General features: G+C 46.5%; 12 protein-coding genes and 1 pseudogene. 6 read left to right on the forward strand and 7 right to left on the reverse strand.

Going from position 1 to position 15671, the window contains the following annotated elements; all coding sequences use genetic code 11:
* Window positions 1–12: 12 nt before the first annotated feature.
* The 7 genes and pseudogenes from OGX93_RS17245 to OGX93_RS17275 form a co-directional block, all read right to left on the reverse strand.
* Window positions 13–471, reverse strand: a complete 459-nt coding sequence (locus OGX93_RS17245) for an antirestriction protein (RefSeq protein ID WP_043082398.1) — start codon at window positions 469–471, stop codon at window positions 13–15.
* 80 nt (window positions 472–551) lie between these two features.
* Window positions 552–788, reverse strand: coding sequence for a DUF905 domain-containing protein (locus tag OGX93_RS17250; protein ID WP_286448842.1), 237 nt, complete (start codon window positions 786–788; stop codon window positions 552–554).
* Window positions 789–865: 77 nt separating this feature from the next.
* Window positions 866–1276, reverse strand: a complete 411-nt coding sequence (locus OGX93_RS17255) for a hypothetical protein (protein ID WP_043082399.1) — start codon at window positions 1274–1276, stop codon at window positions 866–868.
* Window positions 1277–1365: 89 nt separating this feature from the next.
* Window positions 1366–1980, reverse strand: a pseudogene (locus OGX93_RS17260) (hypothetical protein).
* A complete protein-coding gene (locus OGX93_RS17265) occupies window positions 1977–2681 on the reverse strand; it encodes a WYL domain-containing protein (RefSeq protein ID WP_286448843.1) in 705 nt (234 codons plus the stop codon). Before OGX93_RS17265 ends, OGX93_RS17260 begins: the two are co-directional and overlap by 4 nt.
* Before the next feature lie 201 nt (window positions 2682–2882).
* Window positions 2883–3716, reverse strand: a complete 834-nt coding sequence (locus OGX93_RS17270; protein WP_286448845.1) for a DUF932 domain-containing protein — start codon at window positions 3714–3716, stop codon at window positions 2883–2885.
* A gap of 87 nt (window positions 3717–3803) precedes the next feature.
* Window positions 3804–4667, reverse strand: coding sequence for a GTPase family protein (locus tag OGX93_RS17275; protein ID WP_286448847.1), 864 nt, complete (start codon window positions 4665–4667; stop codon window positions 3804–3806).
* A 260-nt stretch (window positions 4668–4927) separates the two neighbouring features.
* On the opposite strand from OGX93_RS17275, the gene OGX93_RS17280 reads away from it, so the two are divergent.
* The 6 genes from OGX93_RS17280 (at window position 4928) to OGX93_RS17305 (ending at window position 15447) form a co-directional block, all read left to right on the forward strand.
* Window positions 4928–6484 carry a type I restriction-modification system subunit M gene (locus OGX93_RS17280; RefSeq protein ID WP_286487819.1) on the forward strand — a complete coding sequence of 519 codons (1557 nt, stop codon included), beginning with the start codon at window positions 4928–4930 and terminating at the stop codon, window positions 6482–6484.
* A complete protein-coding gene (locus OGX93_RS17285; RefSeq protein WP_286448850.1) occupies window positions 6481–7614 on the forward strand; it encodes a restriction endonuclease subunit S in 1134 nt (377 codons plus the stop codon). Before OGX93_RS17280 ends, OGX93_RS17285 begins: the two co-directional genes overlap by 4 nt.
* Window position 7615: 1 nt before the next feature.
* Entirely contained in the window at window positions 7616–8926 is a 1311-nt protein-coding gene (locus tag OGX93_RS17290) for an AAA family ATPase (protein WP_286448852.1), read from the forward strand.
* A complete protein-coding gene (locus tag OGX93_RS17295) occupies window positions 8919–12032 on the forward strand; it encodes an HsdR family type I site-specific deoxyribonuclease (protein ID WP_286448853.1) in 3114 nt (1037 codons plus the stop codon). The genes OGX93_RS17290 and OGX93_RS17295 overlap by 8 nt, the downstream gene beginning before the upstream one ends.
* Before the next feature lie 189 nt (window positions 12033–12221).
* Window positions 12222–13562, forward strand: coding sequence for a DUF262 domain-containing protein (locus OGX93_RS17300; RefSeq protein WP_286448855.1), 1341 nt, complete (start codon window positions 12222–12224; stop codon window positions 13560–13562).
* Entirely contained in the window at window positions 13549–15447 is a 1899-nt protein-coding gene (locus OGX93_RS17305; protein WP_286448857.1) for a GmrSD restriction endonuclease domain-containing protein, read from the forward strand. The genes OGX93_RS17300 and OGX93_RS17305 overlap by 14 nt, the downstream gene beginning before the upstream one ends.
* Window positions 15448–15671: the final 224 nt, after the last annotated feature.

Consider the following 15671-nt stretch of genomic DNA (forward strand, 5'->3'; position numbering starts at 1 on the left):
CTGCTCCTCTGTTCAGTCGATGATGCGCAAAATGGCGTGGGCTTCTGGATGCTGCAGGGCATAGTCCCGCAGGCGGTAATAGTGCGTGGTCATTGCGTCACACTCTGTACGGCAGGCATGATGGCTGTATTCAATCAGGCAGACAGCGATACCTGCGGCTTCCGCGCTCATTTGCGCACCATTGCCGTTCATGCTGTTGAACAGACGCCATTTATCGTCATTGTCAGCATCAGGAGCTATAAACGCACCACCATTGCTGAGGGTGTAAAAGGACCAGATACCACCGCTGTAGGCCTCACAGAAGCGGTCCATCCAGGAGAAAATACGGGGTTCCAGCGTTATCCACTGCGGGATAGTGCCAAAGTACTGCGGCCAGAAGCAGATACGCTGTTCGTCAGGTACCTGCGTTACGGTCAGTTCAAATTCGGACTCGTTAGCAGATACGAGATTGTTTTGTGTCGCTGTTGTCATGGGTATGTCTCCATTAATAAAAAACGCCAGCGGCGATGGCTGGCGTATGGGGGATATGCATTAATAATGAATGGGCGTGATCAGCAGGAGGATGCTCTGAGGATGCCATACTGACGGATATAGTGGTTAAGTCCTTCACCGGCATCGGTTTCAAAGCTCCACGCCCGCCAGATCATTCGACCTTCAGAGTCACGAACCACCAGGCGGAAGTGGCTACCTTGGTCGTCTTCAATGCTGATGTTGTGACACCGGCGGGTAACCGCTTCAGCCTGCTGTCGGGTGAAAGGTCCCGGTGGCAGCATGTGAGATTCAGACATTCGATGTACCTTAAAAGCAAAAACCCCTGACGCAGATGCGTCAGGGGTTTTGAGAGAGTGTTGTTACGCAGATTCAGTCAGAACCCCGTCTGTACCTTATATAGGCGCAAAGTTTTGCTGCCCCGGACAATCTTCACATACAGGGCATTATCTTTTGTGCCACGCACAAATCCGGCCTTTACATCTCCCTTGCAGTCACCACCGTCATAAGAGATGTTAAGTCCAGTGTTAAATACCAGGTCAATAACCCCGAAGCTTAAATCTTCACAGGCTGGACCAGGCAGGTCCTGAATCAGGGCAAACTTACGGTCATCGCTGACATCGGTCAACGAGCAGATGGTAGTGTTGATGTCGTTCCCCTGGCACCAGTATTCCTGGCCGGGGTTGTCTTTGTCCATCAGACTTTCCGGAAGCTGAGCGGCACTGGCACTGAAGGCAGTAAGTGAGAGAATGAAAGCAGGGATAACAGCGATTATTATTTTTAGCATGATCTTCTTCCTGAATAAATGGGAACCGGATTGCGCCAGATATGCATGTAAACCATCTGGCGTGGTTTAAAACATCTGTAATCAGATCCTCAACAGTTACCGGTTCGGCGGCAGAGTTCAGCCATACTCTGCTTTGCCACCCATTGCTGCAGCTCCCTGTCTTTTTGAGAACGCTTAGCCTCCAGCGCGGCCTGTTGTTTGGGATTGACGCAGTTATCAGGCACGATCATCAGAGTGTTTGGTTTAAATTTTATCCGGGCTACTCGCACTGTCTCTGCCGGGTCATCAGTTCCACTTGCTCGCTGCTGTGCCTCGTCAAGCAATGCAGCCTGTGTATCAATCAGAACGAAACCACATGCCTTTCCCTCGCCCTTGTAGACAGATGTCAAATCGGAGGAAGAGCCACTGGCTGTTTTGAGCGCCAGTTTGCGTACCGTTTTAGTATTTTTATCGGCCAGAAAATAGCCTCCATTGTATCCCTGACGTAGCAGGAATTTCTGAGTCTAGGGATAATTATCGATCACTCTGGCACCATACAGCGCGTTGCTAAGGGTATGGTTGTCCAGACCATCAGCTGATTTCCAGCCATCTGCCTGCATGTACTGCCAGGCCTTAACCGTACCCACGACATTTTCAGCGGCTACTGGCAAAACTGTTCCGACGCACAGGCTGAGCGCCAGCGTGGTTGCAGTGAGTAATTTCATCTTTGCTCCTTAAAGGGTGAAAAACCGTTGTCACCGACAACGAGAAGTGAATGGAAAGTCTGAAAGTGAGGTAAAACCCGAAGAAAATCGGGGTGTGACAACAGATTACGTAGCTGTGTATCTGGGACAAAAAGCGCCGGATTGAATGTGACCGTATGAATATCACCCAGCGTGAAAACCGATATATGTCCTTCATGTTCACCGGTCAGGTACCAGCAGCCATCGCTGCACACCAGTCGATAGGGGGCCAGACCTGTGCAACGATGACCTTCTGCCAGTAACGTAACCCGGCGGTGTTCAGTGATGGCGCGAATCAGTCGCGTAAAAACCTCACTCCGTGCCTGTGTTCTGGCGTTGGTGCTGTGCCAGATAAGGCAGGGAGATTCGCTGGCACTCAATAGTGAGTTGACCAGCTGGTTGTCTATCTCCGGAAAAAGCGCCTCCACACCGGACTGACGGACGAAGGTCTGCACCGTCAACTCCCTCTGGCGGCTGCCGGACAGCAGACGACATTGCCCGTTACGGAACTCCAGGTCGAGATACGCCAGACGCTCGCGAAAATCCCGACGCAATGTGCGCACTGACACACCAAATTCGGCGGCCAGTGTCTGTATGGCCAGCGTTTCACCCGCCACAAGACGGCTGATAATCAGCGACAGGCGGACCGCAAGGCGCTCATGGCGGCGCTCAGACTGAGACATGAGAGGCGTTCTCCACCCTGTTAATGGACTGAAAATTAAGTGATTAGTGTAACGAGAGGGCAGGACAGGATACGGACATCGGAAGCGGTATTTTTTCTGCAGGATGAATGCAATCAGAATGCGGCTGCATAGTCTTTTTGAGGAAAAACTGCTTGGAAATCAATCAGCGAACGGACAGGAGGTGTCCACATACTGCCGGAGTTAACATCCGTTTGCCTCAAATCCGGAGAGCATCGCTTCCGTCATCACCCACAGTGCACGGTTAAGCTTCACATCACCGTCAATACCGCGCACTGCACGGGTATGCGTTCGTTCGCCTTTCGCACTCCGTCCACTGAGCCCGCCCTTAATCAGGTTCTCCTGAATACGCTGGTATGTGGTCCACAGATCATTGCTCTCATCCTGCCAGCGGCGTGGGGAGAGTATCTGAGGTGCTGTTACCGGCTGGTGGTCCTCACCGAAACGGTACGTCAGTGCAGCCTGTGCCAGAGCCTGTTGTGCAGGCGGGGGCAGTATCAGCGACTGCATGGCATCACGTTTTTCTTCCACACGATCAAAGATCCCCAGTACTTCATACGCTCCCTCAATCACCTGTCTCACGACATCTCCTTTGTGCGGCACACGCACCTCGCCAAACGTCTCTCCACAAATCAGCCCATTCTGGCAAACCTGGCGAAACAACCCTGGCAGCATCTGGTAAGAACTGGAGCCATCGTGGGAATTCAGCAGAATGATTTCCGGCACCTGCTTGCCGGTGATTTGTCCTTCACGGCGCAGGCGCAACATGTGCTTGGTATGCTCGCGACGTTCCGGGTCACGAACCCGAGTCTGACAGGCAAAGAACGGCTGAAAGCCTTCACGTTGCAGGCTGTCGAGAAGAGTAATGGTCGGAATGTAGGTGTATCGCTCGCTGCGGGATTCGTGTTTATTCTCGCTAAAAACACTCGGTACCGCGCGAAACAACTCTTCACGAGTTAAAGGGCGATCACGACGGATGACATTAGCTGCGCCAAAGCGCGAAGCCAGACGGGTCATAAGCAGACTCCTTACAGAAATTAAATAAAGGAAAGCTCTGTCGCACAGGCGACAGAGTTCAGGGAATAGCAAAGAGTTGAAGAAAATTCAGAAGAAGAAACTCCAGACAGCACGAGCTACCGATACCACTGTGTCACGTGTAGCCTGAATGATTGCCCGGATCGGGGCTGGTATCAGCGGCATGGAACTTACTGTGTCGAGCACCGAACCAACCGTTTCACCGAAATCGTCACAGGCTTTTTTATTAACAGCATCGGTACGAAGCGGCGCACTGAGTTGTACCGCCACGGGGCTACTGGCCTCACGGGGAAGGCTGCGAATCATCCGCTCTGCCATCACCCGCAGCCCCCACAGCAGACGGACCGACACGGCACACACCGGATGCACGGGCTGGAACAACTCATGCAACAGGCAGATTTTACGGCTGATGTTTTGTTTCTGTTCTGTGGATAATCGTTCTCCTCTGCTGGTGGGCTCAGCCTTGTCCGACTGGCTGATAACAAACAGCACCTTATGCCGGTATGCCTCGCCAATCACCTCGTAATAAAAGTGCTCATCCACTGCCAGCGCCCGGTCATCAGCCTTGATCAACCACAGTACCAAGTCGAGGCGAGGAAGCTGTTCACGGTAAAGAGCAGCATATTCGGTATCACGTGCGCCACTTTCCCCGACTCCAGGCAAATCTACCAGTGTCATAAACCTCCCTCCAACCTGAAAACGAAAGCGCAGGGGTTCACGGGTACATGCCACCACATCGCTGACCGGCGATACCTCACCGGCAAACAGGGCATTACATAATGACGATTTTCCCGCTCCGGTTTTGCCCATAATACCGATCATTGGCTCGTAGCTGGCTAATTGACTTATCTGGTACAGAATGCGTTCAGACATCCATTGAGGCAAGCCAGAAAGTGAGTTCTGCAGCGGCTGCAGACCTTCAGAATTGTTCATCACTACTCCTATGAAAAATAAAACAAAAACGGCAGAACCGTGAGGTTCTACCGTTAATCGAGTATGTTCAGAAAAATGATATATATCCGAAGATTTTTTTAATGCACACAGGTGTGGGAATTGGTAGAACCTTTCAGAGCCTGCGAAGCCGCATACCGGAAAAAGGCATTATCTAACTTGATTATAGATACAGTCGATAAGAACAAATTGCGATAAAATCGCATCAATAGCCGTAACCAAGAATCGATAACAGGATAAAAATGACTAGTCTTCAACAACGTGCAGAACTACACCGTCAAATCTGGGCAATTGCCAACGATGTCCGGGGGTCGGTTGATGGTTGGGATTTCAAACAATACGTCCTTGGTGCGCTCTTCTATCGCTTTATCAGCGAAAACTTTTCCAGCTACATTGAGGCCGGTGATGATAGCGTCCACTATGCTGCTCTGGATGACAGCATCATTACCGATGACATCAAAGATGATGCTATCAAAACCAAAGGCTATTTCATTTACCCGAGCCAGCTGTTCTGCAATGTTGCCGCTAAAGCGAATACCAACGATAGGCTGAACGCCGATTTAAACAGTATCTTCGTCGCTATTGAAAGCTCAGCCTACGGTTATCCGTCTGAAGCTGACATCAAAGGTCTGTTTGCCGATTTTGATACCACCAGCAACCGTTTGGGGAACACCGTCAAAGATAAAAACACCCGTCTTGCCGCCGTGCTAAAAGGCGTTGAAGGGCTAAAGCTCGGTGACTTTAACGACCATCAGATAGATCTTTTCGGTGATGCGTATGAGTTTCTGATTTCTAACTATGCGGCAAATGCCGGTAAGTCAGGCGGTGAATTCTTCACGCCACAGCATGTATCTAAGCTAATTGCCCAACTGGCAATGCACGGTCAGACCCACGTCAATAAAATCTACGACCCGGCGGCAGGTTCCGGCTCACTGCTGTTACAGGCGAAAAAACATTTCGATAATCATATCATTGAAGAAGGTTTCTTTGGTCAGGAGATAAACCATACGACGTTTAACCTTGCTCGTATGAACATGTTTCTGCACAACATTAACTACGACAAATTTGATATTAAGCTGGGGAATACGCTGACTGAGCCGTATTTCGGTGATGAAAAACCCTTTGATGCAATTGTCTCTAACCCACCGTATTCGGTGAAGTGGATTGGCAGTGATGACCCAACGCTGATTAACGATGAGCGTTTTGCTCCGGCAGGCGTGCTGGCACCGAAATCTAAAGCCGACTTTGCGTTTGTGCTGCATGCGCTGAACTACCTGTCCGCCAAAGGCCGTGCGGCGATCGTCTGCTTCCCAGGCATTTTCTACCGTGGCGGCGCAGAGCAGAAAATCCGCCAGTATCTGATCGATAACAACTATGTTGAGACGGTGATTTCACTCGCTCCAAATCTGTTCTTCGGCACCACTATTGCCGTTAACATACTGGTGCTATCAAAGCACAAGACCGATACCAGTGTGCAATTTATTGATGCCAGCGGTATGTTCAAAAAAGAAACTAACAACAATATCCTGACCGATACCCATATCAAACAAATCATACATGCCTTTGACAGTAAGGATGATATAGACCATATGGCGAAGTCTGTATCGTTTGAGACTGTTGCCGCCAATGACTATAACCTCTCAGTCAGTATCTATATCGAGGCTAAAGATACCCGTGAAATCGTTGATATAACTGAACTGAATGCTGAACTAAAAACCACTGTCAGCAAAATCGACCAGTTACGTAAAGACATCGATGCGATTGTGGCCGAAATTGAAGACCGTGAGGCACAGGCATGAGCGAGTTGAACTATATGGAACAGTTTCTGGATGGGGCTGAGGTTAAATGGAAGGCTCTTGGGAATATAGCAGAGATTAATACAGGACAAAAACCGCCAGAAATACTTAGTTGTGAAGCAGAGTTTGATTATATCAATGCTGGAACTACAAGGTCCGGATACACAGCCTTAAGCAATTGCGATGGTGATACTGTGACGACACCTTCGCGAGGTCAAGGTGGGATTGGTTTTGTTGGATACCAAAAGACACCATTTTGGTTAGGGCCCTTGTGCTACAAAATGAGAACTATAGATGACAAAGTTTTAATCAACAAATTCCTTTTCTATTTTCTTCAGTCAAAAAGCGAACTTTTATTGGGGTTAAAAAAAGAAGGTGGAGTACCTGCTGTTAATAAGTCAGATTTAGCTAAATTGGAAATTCCACTTCCTCCCGTCAACGAGCAAAAGCGGATCGTCACTATTCTGGATAAATTTACTGCACTTACAACTGAGCTTACAACTGAGCTTACTGTACGTAAAAAACTGTACGGTCACTATCGCGATCAGTTGCTGAGTTTTGATGAGGATAAAATTAAATGGCAGACGTTGGGAGAATTGGCAGAGAATATCGACTCCAAAAGGAAGCCAGTCACTAGTGGCCTGCGGGAAGCAGGAAACATTCCATATTACGGAGCCTCAGGTATTGTCGATTACGTTAAAGACTACATTTTCGATGGTGACTTTCTGCTCATTTCGGAAGATGGTGCAAACTTGTTGGCTCGTAATACGCCGATAGCATTCAGCATCAGTGGTAAGACTTGGGTAAACAATCATGCTCACGTGCTTAAATTCGATACTTATGCAGAGAGAAAATACATTGAGTATTATCTGAATAATATTGACTTAACACCCTATATTTCAGGTGCCGCCCAACCTAAGCTGAATAAGAAAAACTTAGAGAGTATCCGTATCCCAAATCCGTCACTTGAAGAAAAAGAGAGGATCGTTTCAATCCTCGATAAATTCGATGCATTGACAAACTCAATCAGCGAAGGCTTGCCCCGAGAGATAGAGTTACGCCAGAAGCAGTACGAATACTATCGTGATTTACTGTTTAGTTTCTCGAAATCAAATGCTAAGGGGGGTGCTTGAAATGAGTAAAACGCTGGCACAGATAGCCCAAGAGCTAATTAATTTTAATAAAAAAGTGCAACTAATATATGCTTTTAATGGTACAGGAAAAACTCGTCTATCACGTGAGTTCAAACAGCTTGTTGCCCCTAAAAACATTGATGATCAGGATGGTGCTGAGGTTGAATCTCCTCGAAGTAAAATTCTTTATTACAGTGCTTTTACCGAAGATTTATTTTATTGGGATAACGATTTAGATGCTGATGCTGATCCCAAACTAAAAATCCAACCTAATACATTTACTGGGTGGTTAATTACATTACTACAAGAATTGGGAGAGGATAGTAATATCATTACCAATTTTCAGCGTTATACGAGTAGTAAAGCCACGCCGACATTTAATCAGGAATATGAAAGCAACAGCAAGGATCATAATAATAATGATATAATTGTTACTATCCCAGCTTATTCTGAGGTTACTTTCCAAGTAACTAAAAGCAATCCTACAGCACCTGAAGTTTCAGGTAAAATAACGGAAGATGATCTTACCTCAGTTCAGGGGCAATACGAAAAAATAAAAATATCTAAAGGTGAAGAGAGCAATTTTGTTTGGAGTATCATATATACTTTATTGGAACAAGTAGTATCTACTCTAAACGAAACTGATGCCACTAACCGTATAACAAATGAATTTGATAAGTTGGAGTATGTATTTATTGATGACCCTGTGAGCTCTTTGGATGACAGTCACCTAATTGAGCTAGCCGTCAACTTGGCAGATTTAATAAAGTCGAGCAAGTCCGATCTTAAATTTGTTATCACAACACATAACCCATTGTTTTATAATGTCCTGTATAATGAATTAGGTAACAAAGCTTACGAAAAACAAGCTGATGGGACGTACATTCTCACTTATAACGCAAACAAAGCATTTAAGAAATACCGCCTAGAAAAGCAGGCAGATGGTCTGTATCAGATATTAGAGCAAGGAACCGACTCACCGTTTTCTTACCACCTATATCTTTTATCTGAAATTCAAGATGCAATAAAAAACGACCAAATTAGAAAGTATCATTTTAGTTTTATCCGGAATGTACTGGAAAAGATGGCAACTTTTCTGGGTTATAATCATTGGCCTGCGTTATTACCTAAAACAGCTGATGGCAAGCCGGACTCCTTTGCCAACAGAATCCTTAACTTATCAAGTCACTCGGCTCATGCGGGTGAAGAAATTGCGGCTATTGAGGATATAGACAAGGAGAAATTGGAGGCGCTAGTTAACTTTTTGACTCAAACTTATGGTTTCAGAAAGCAGGAGGCAATAAATGACTGAATATAATACCATTGCTGAATCCAACAACTTTATAGTCCTCGATAAATACTCCAAAGCTCAGGAAACGGGAAACAGTTATCAGAGTGAGGCAGACCTGGAACGTGAGGTAATTCAGGATCTTCGCAATCAGGGCTATGAGTTTATTTCCGTTAAATCACAGACCGCGATGCTGACCAATGTGCGGGAACAGCTTCAGAGCCTCAATGGTGTGTTATTTAACGAAAGCGAGTGGCGACGCTTCAGTGAGCTGTATCTGGACAGTCCTATCGACAGCTCCCTCGATAAGACCCGCAAAATTCATATCGACTATATCTGCGACTTCACGTTTGATGATGGGCGGCTGGAAAATATCTACCTGATCGATAAAAAGAATCTCATGCGCAATAAAGTGCAGGTGATCAAACAGTTCGAGCAAATCGGCACGCATGCCAATCGCTACGATGTCACCATCCTAGTCAATGGCCTGCCACTAGTACAAATCGAACTGAAAAAACGCGGTGTGGCAATTCGTGAAGCCTTTAATCAGATACACCGTTACAGCAAGGAAAGCTTTAACGGTGACAACTCCCTGTTTAAATACCTGCAACTGTTTGTCATTTCCAACGGCACCGATACCCGCTACTTTGCCAATACAACAAAGCGGGATAAGAACAGTTTCGACTTCACCATGAACTGGGCGAAGTCCGATAACACGCTGATTAAAGATCTAAAGGACTTTACTGCCACTTTTTTCCAGAAGCACACTTTGCTCAATGTATTGTTTGACTACAGCGTGTTTGACAGCAGCCAGACGCTGCTGGTGATGCGCCCATATCAGATTGCCGCCACCGAACGGATTTTATGGAAAATTAACAGCTCCTATAAAGCCAAAAACTGGTCAACCCCAGAAAGTGGCGGTTTTATCTGGCACACCACCGGCTCAGGTAAAACCCTGACCAGCTTTAAAGCCGCACGTCTGGCGACCGAACTGGACTTCATTGATAAAGTCTTCTTTGTGGTCGACCGTAAAGACCTCGATTTCCAGACCATGAAGGAGTATCAGCGCTTCTCCCCGGACAGTGTTAATGGTTCTGACAATACTGCAGGCCTCAAAAGGAATCTGGATAAAGACGATAACAAAATTATCGTCACCACCATTCAGAAGCTGAATAACCTGATGAAAGCGGAAGCTGACTTACCGGTCTATCAGCAGCAGGTCGTCTTCATTTTCGATGAGTGCCACCGCAGCCAGTTCGGTGAGGCCCAGAAGAATCTGAAGAAGAAATTCAAACGCTTCTATCAGTTTGGCTTCACCGGTACCCCCATTTTCCCACAAAACGCATTAGGCGCAGAAACCACCGCCAGCGTGTTTGGCCGCGAACTGCATTCTTACGTAATTACGGATGCAATTCGTGATGAGAAGGTGCTGAAGTTCAAGGTGGATTATAACGATGTCCGCCCGCAGTTTAAGGCGCTTGAAAATGAAACTGACGACAAGAAACTCACGGCAGCTGAAAACAATCAGGCGTTTTTACATCCGCGCCGTATTGAGGAAATTACCCGCTATATTCTTGCCAATTACCGTCAGAAAACCCATCGTACTTTCCCTGGGGCGAGAGGGTTCAATGCCATGTTTGCGGTCAGCAGTGTGGATGCGGCTAAAGCCTATTATGAAACCTTTAAGCAGTTACAGCAGGGGCCAGACAATCATACTGACGCCCGTAAGCCACTTAGGGTAGCGACTATCTATTCATTCGCAGCGAACGAAGAACAGAATGCGGTCGGCGACATTACCGATGAAAGTTTCGATGTCAGTGCCATGAACAGCAGCGCCAAAGAATTTCTTGATGCGGCGATTGACGACTATAACCGTCATTTCAAAACCAATTTCAGTACCGACAGCAATGGCTTCCAGAACTATTATCGTGATTTAGCGCAGCGAGTGAAGAATCAGGATATTGACCTGTTAATTGTCGTGGGCATGTTCTTAACCGGCTTCGATGCCCCAACTCTGAATACCCTGTTTGTGGATAAGAATCTGCGCTATCACGGCCTGATGCAGGCATTCTCACGTACCAACCGCATTTATGATGCCACCAAAACCTTCGGCAATATCGTGACCTTCCGTAATCTGGAACACGCGACGATTGACGCTATCACGCTGTTTGGTGATAAAAATACCAAAAACGTGGTGCTGGAAAAGAGCTACGCAGAGTACATGGAAGGCTTTAACGATATCGTCACCGGTGAAGCGAAACGTGGTTTTATGGCGGTGGTCTCAGAACTTGAGCACCGGTTCCCAGACCCGGCGAATATTGACAGCGAGAAAGAGAGAAAATCCTTCGTGAAGCTGTTTGGTGAGTATCTGAGAGCCGAAAATATTCTGCAAAACTATGACGAATTTGCCACGCTAAAAGCGCTCCAGAAGGTCGATACCAGCAACCCGGAGGCACTCGAAGCCTTTAAGGCCGAGCATTATCTCGATGATCAGAAGCTCGCTGATTTACAGACCATTCGCCTTCCTGCCGAACGCAAGCTTCAGGACTACCGTTCAGCCTACAATGACATCCGCGACTGGCAGCGGCGCGAAAAGGCAGCGAATGATAAAGATGACTCAACCACCGACTGGGATGATGTGGTGTTTGAGGTAGATTTGCTGAAGTCTCAAGAGATTAACCTGGATTATATCCTCGGTCTGATATTCGAGCACAACAAACAGAACAAGAGCAAAGACGGGCTGACTGAAGAAGTCAGACGTCTTATCCGCTCAAGCCTGGGCAACCGAGCAAAAGAAGGGCTAGTCATTGATTTTATTCAGCAGACGAACCTGGATGAACTGCCAGATAAGGCCGGGATTATTGATGCGTTCTTCGCTTTTGCTCAGCGCGAGCAGCAGCGTGAGGCAGACGCATTGATAAAAGAAGAAAACCTGAATGAAGAGGCTGCCAAACGCTATATCCGTACGTCACTGAAACGCGAGTATGCCACCGAAAATGGCACTGAGCTAAACGAGACGTTACCAAAACTCAGCCCATTAAATCCTCAATATAAAACGAAAAAGCAGTCCGTTTTCCAGAAAATCGTCGCATTCATTGAGAAATTTAAAGGAGTGGGGGGGCAGATTTAAGCGTGGGTGTTTGAAGGATATTGGCACTGATAACCAGTCTGTGAGCGCAGCATTTCGGACATGGATCCACCTATCACAATAAGGAAATGAGTTAATGACCTTCTGCGATAAACTAAAAATACATCTGGAAAACAGCCAGCAAAACCAACCTCAACTGACAGTTATGATTGTTGAGCAGGCATTGTAGTCATGGGAACTGTATCCTATCAGGTAAAAAAAACCGGGATGCTGCTAGAGCAACGCCTCGCTATTCCGTCATACCAGCGCCCCTACAAATGGCAACAAAAACACGTAAATCAACTAATTGATGATGTGTTAACCCACCAAAATAAACAGAGCTACCGCCTTGGGACTGTGGTGTTGCACCGGGATAAGTTAAAACCTGCTTATGAAGGTGAGCTCGATATCGTTGATGGTCAGCAGCGCCTTCTGACCTTAACCTTGCTTTGCTCAGTGCTCGATCAGAGTGATGAGTTTTCAACGCCCCTGTTGGAACAATCTTTTGCTTCAAGGGTTAGCATCAATAACCTTGAGCACAATGCCAAAGTCATTGAGAACCGCCTCGTGGGACTAAATGATAACGAGCGCAAATCACTACTTCACTTCGTGTGTAACAAGTGTGAACTGATCGAAGTGACGCTCGATGATTTGAGCGAAGCCTTTCAGTTTTTCGACTCGCAAAACGCCAGGGGTAAGGCCCTCGCGCCCCATGACTTACTAAAGGCATACCATTTGCGCGAAATGATGGATGCTACAGAGCAAGCGGAACGACTACACCACGTAAGCCTGTGGGAGCAAGGAGTCAGTCCGGATGATGAATCCGCTAACCTTCACCTCATTATGGGCGAGTATTTGTTCCGCCTGCGGCGATGGCTGGATGGCGATTATGGCGTGCAGTTCAGCCGCCACAATCTTGAGGTGTTCAAAGGCGTCAACCTCTCCACTTCTGATTACCACTATCTGCAGTCTCTGCTCGCCCTGGATTTTGCGGTTGAGCACTACAATAATGACCCTATCAGGAAGTGGGACAAGCAGAATAAACCTTATCCGTTTCAGGTTAATCAGTTAATAATTAACGGAAAGCGCTTTTTTGAGTATATCCAGCACTACAAATCCCTGCATCACACCCTATTTGAAGGTGACAACGCGCTGCTTGGCAATTTCTTAAAAAAACATACCCGTTATGCTGGCAGTTCACGAAAAGGGGATATGTATATTAAAAATCTCTTTATGTGTGCAGTAATGGCCTATTACGATAAGTTTGGCGACAAAGAATTAATTCAAGCCGCAACAATCTGTTTTTGTTGGAGTTACTACTTGCGCTTGCAATATCAAAAAATCGGTATGGACAGTGTTGATGGTTATGCGCGTGAGCCCCGAGGACTATTGAGAGTGCTCGATAAAGCGATCCACCCACAACAAGTCCTACGCTTTCAGCCAAAGCGTTGTATAAACATTCGTTTTCAAAATGCCAAACCCGTAGAAGATTCAATCGCTCAGATGCTGGGAGATGTAGATGCCGACGAGTAATGATTTAGCCTTGCTGACCATCGAACAGTTATTCAGCGCTAATAGCCATTATGTTATCCCTATTTATCAGCGTAACTACGCCTGGGGCGCGCAGGAGATTGAACAGCTTATTCGGGACATTGCAGATGCTGCTAAAGCCCTTAAAAATGCAGAGCAACAGGAAGACCCGAAATACTATCTGGGCAGCTTGGTGGTATATGTCAGAGATGGCGCTGATAGCGCACACCAAGGCGTAATAGTCTATGAAACTATTGATGGACAGCAAAGGTACACAACGCTGTCAATTTTGCTCGCATACTTAAAAAAAGTTGCTTGTTGCAGCGAACAAGATTTATCCCCGCTTCACCTTAATCTCGACTTTGACAGCCGTCCTAAATCAGCCCGAACGCTACATAAGCTGTTTCAACAGGATCAGAGCAATGATCCTGAAGAACCCTCAATCCGAGCAGCGTTTACTATTATTGAACGCTACTTTGAGAAAGAGGACATAGACACCAACAACTTTTGCCGATATCTACTCAAACACGTCACTATTTTACGGGTTCCTGTGCCAACAGAGACTGATCTCAACCACTACTTTGAGATCATGAATAACCGAGGTGAACAGCTAGAAAAACACGAAGTGTTGAAAGCGAATTTGATGTCAGTTTACAACGGTGAAACTGCCGCAAGAAACGGCTTTTCTGCCATATGGGATGCCTGCGCTGATATGAGTCGCTATGTGCAATTGGGCTTTAGCTCAGAGGCTCGCAAAGCATTATTTGGTGAGCAGTGGTTAGGATTCCCGGCGAGTTTTGAAGAGATAAAATGCGCGATAGAAACTAATCGTGATACAGACGAAAAGCTGACTATACGGGATATTATCGAAAGACGACGCTTTCATCACACCGATGACAACGATGAAAAAGCAAAAGAGCAGCGTTTTGATTCGATTATCGATTTCTCCAACTTCCTACTGCATGTGCTAAAAGTGACAGTGGATAATGACGTGTCATTGGACGATAAAAAGCTACTTCAGGCATTTGAAATCATAAAAAATGACCAAAAGAAAATCGCCCAGTTTGCTTTTAACTTGCTGAAGTTTAGAGTCTTATTTGATCGCTATATCATTAAGCGCGATCAGGCTGAGAAGTGGAGCCTGCTGACGCTTGAGTACTATGCCAGAGACAGGAATTCGAGCTTTAGCTATAACAACTCTTTCGATCAAGATGAACTGTCTGGTGTAAATAAACAACTAGCGATGATCTTGTCGATGTTCCATGTCTCCCACCCTGCCTATGTTTATAAGCGATGGCTCAATCGCTCACTGGCCATTTTGAATACTCTGGCTTTGGGTCAACTGAACGTTGACGGAGCGGCTTACCTCAGAGAGCTTGAGCAACTCAGCCATGAGTTTTTGGCTGAGATTTGTGGTGAAAAGGAGCAATTCGATGCAGAGGCTCTGCACCGCGGTACCAGCGTACAGAACTTTGTGTTTAATCTGCTCGACTATCGTTTGTGGCGTGATCTTACTACGGGCCAATCATTCGATGGTAAAGGGCTTAATAATCCAGATATTAAGAAACACTTTGATGGCTTTCAGTTTTCACAGAGTCGAACGTCGGTTGAGCACTACTTTCCTCAAACAGATCCTTCTGGCGCAAACAAAATGGGGGGTGATGTCCATCGTTTTGGCAACCTCTGCCTGATCTCGCCAAGCAGCAATTCGAGACTCAGTAATTATTCACCGGCAGACAAGAAAAAATTCTACGCCGAAACAGAGCGAGCAGAGAGCCTAAAGCAAGCCATCATGATGAGCTATGAGGAGTGGGGGCCGGAGGGGCAAGGCATTAACAACATAGAAAGCCATGAACACGCGATGTTGACATTGCTCAAAGGGTATTAAGATAAGCCCCTACCAACTTGGAAATAGTGTGCGCAACTGTGTTTTATAATATCAACTGTGATTACAATCGCTGGCGGTGCCATAGTGCCTTTGGCGGTCTCAGTTCTGAACGATTTGAAAACTAAAACCTTGATGAGGGCTGTGCATACCTTACGTGAGTTGGAACAGTATGTTGTATAAACAGATTAGACGTCAGTATTCCAAAAATATTGGAATACTGAAAG

Source organism: Citrobacter sp. CK195 (assembly GCF_030333365.1).
In the GTDB taxonomy this organism is placed as follows: Bacteria; Pseudomonadota; Gammaproteobacteria; order Enterobacterales; family Enterobacteriaceae; genus Citrobacter_B; species Citrobacter_B koseri.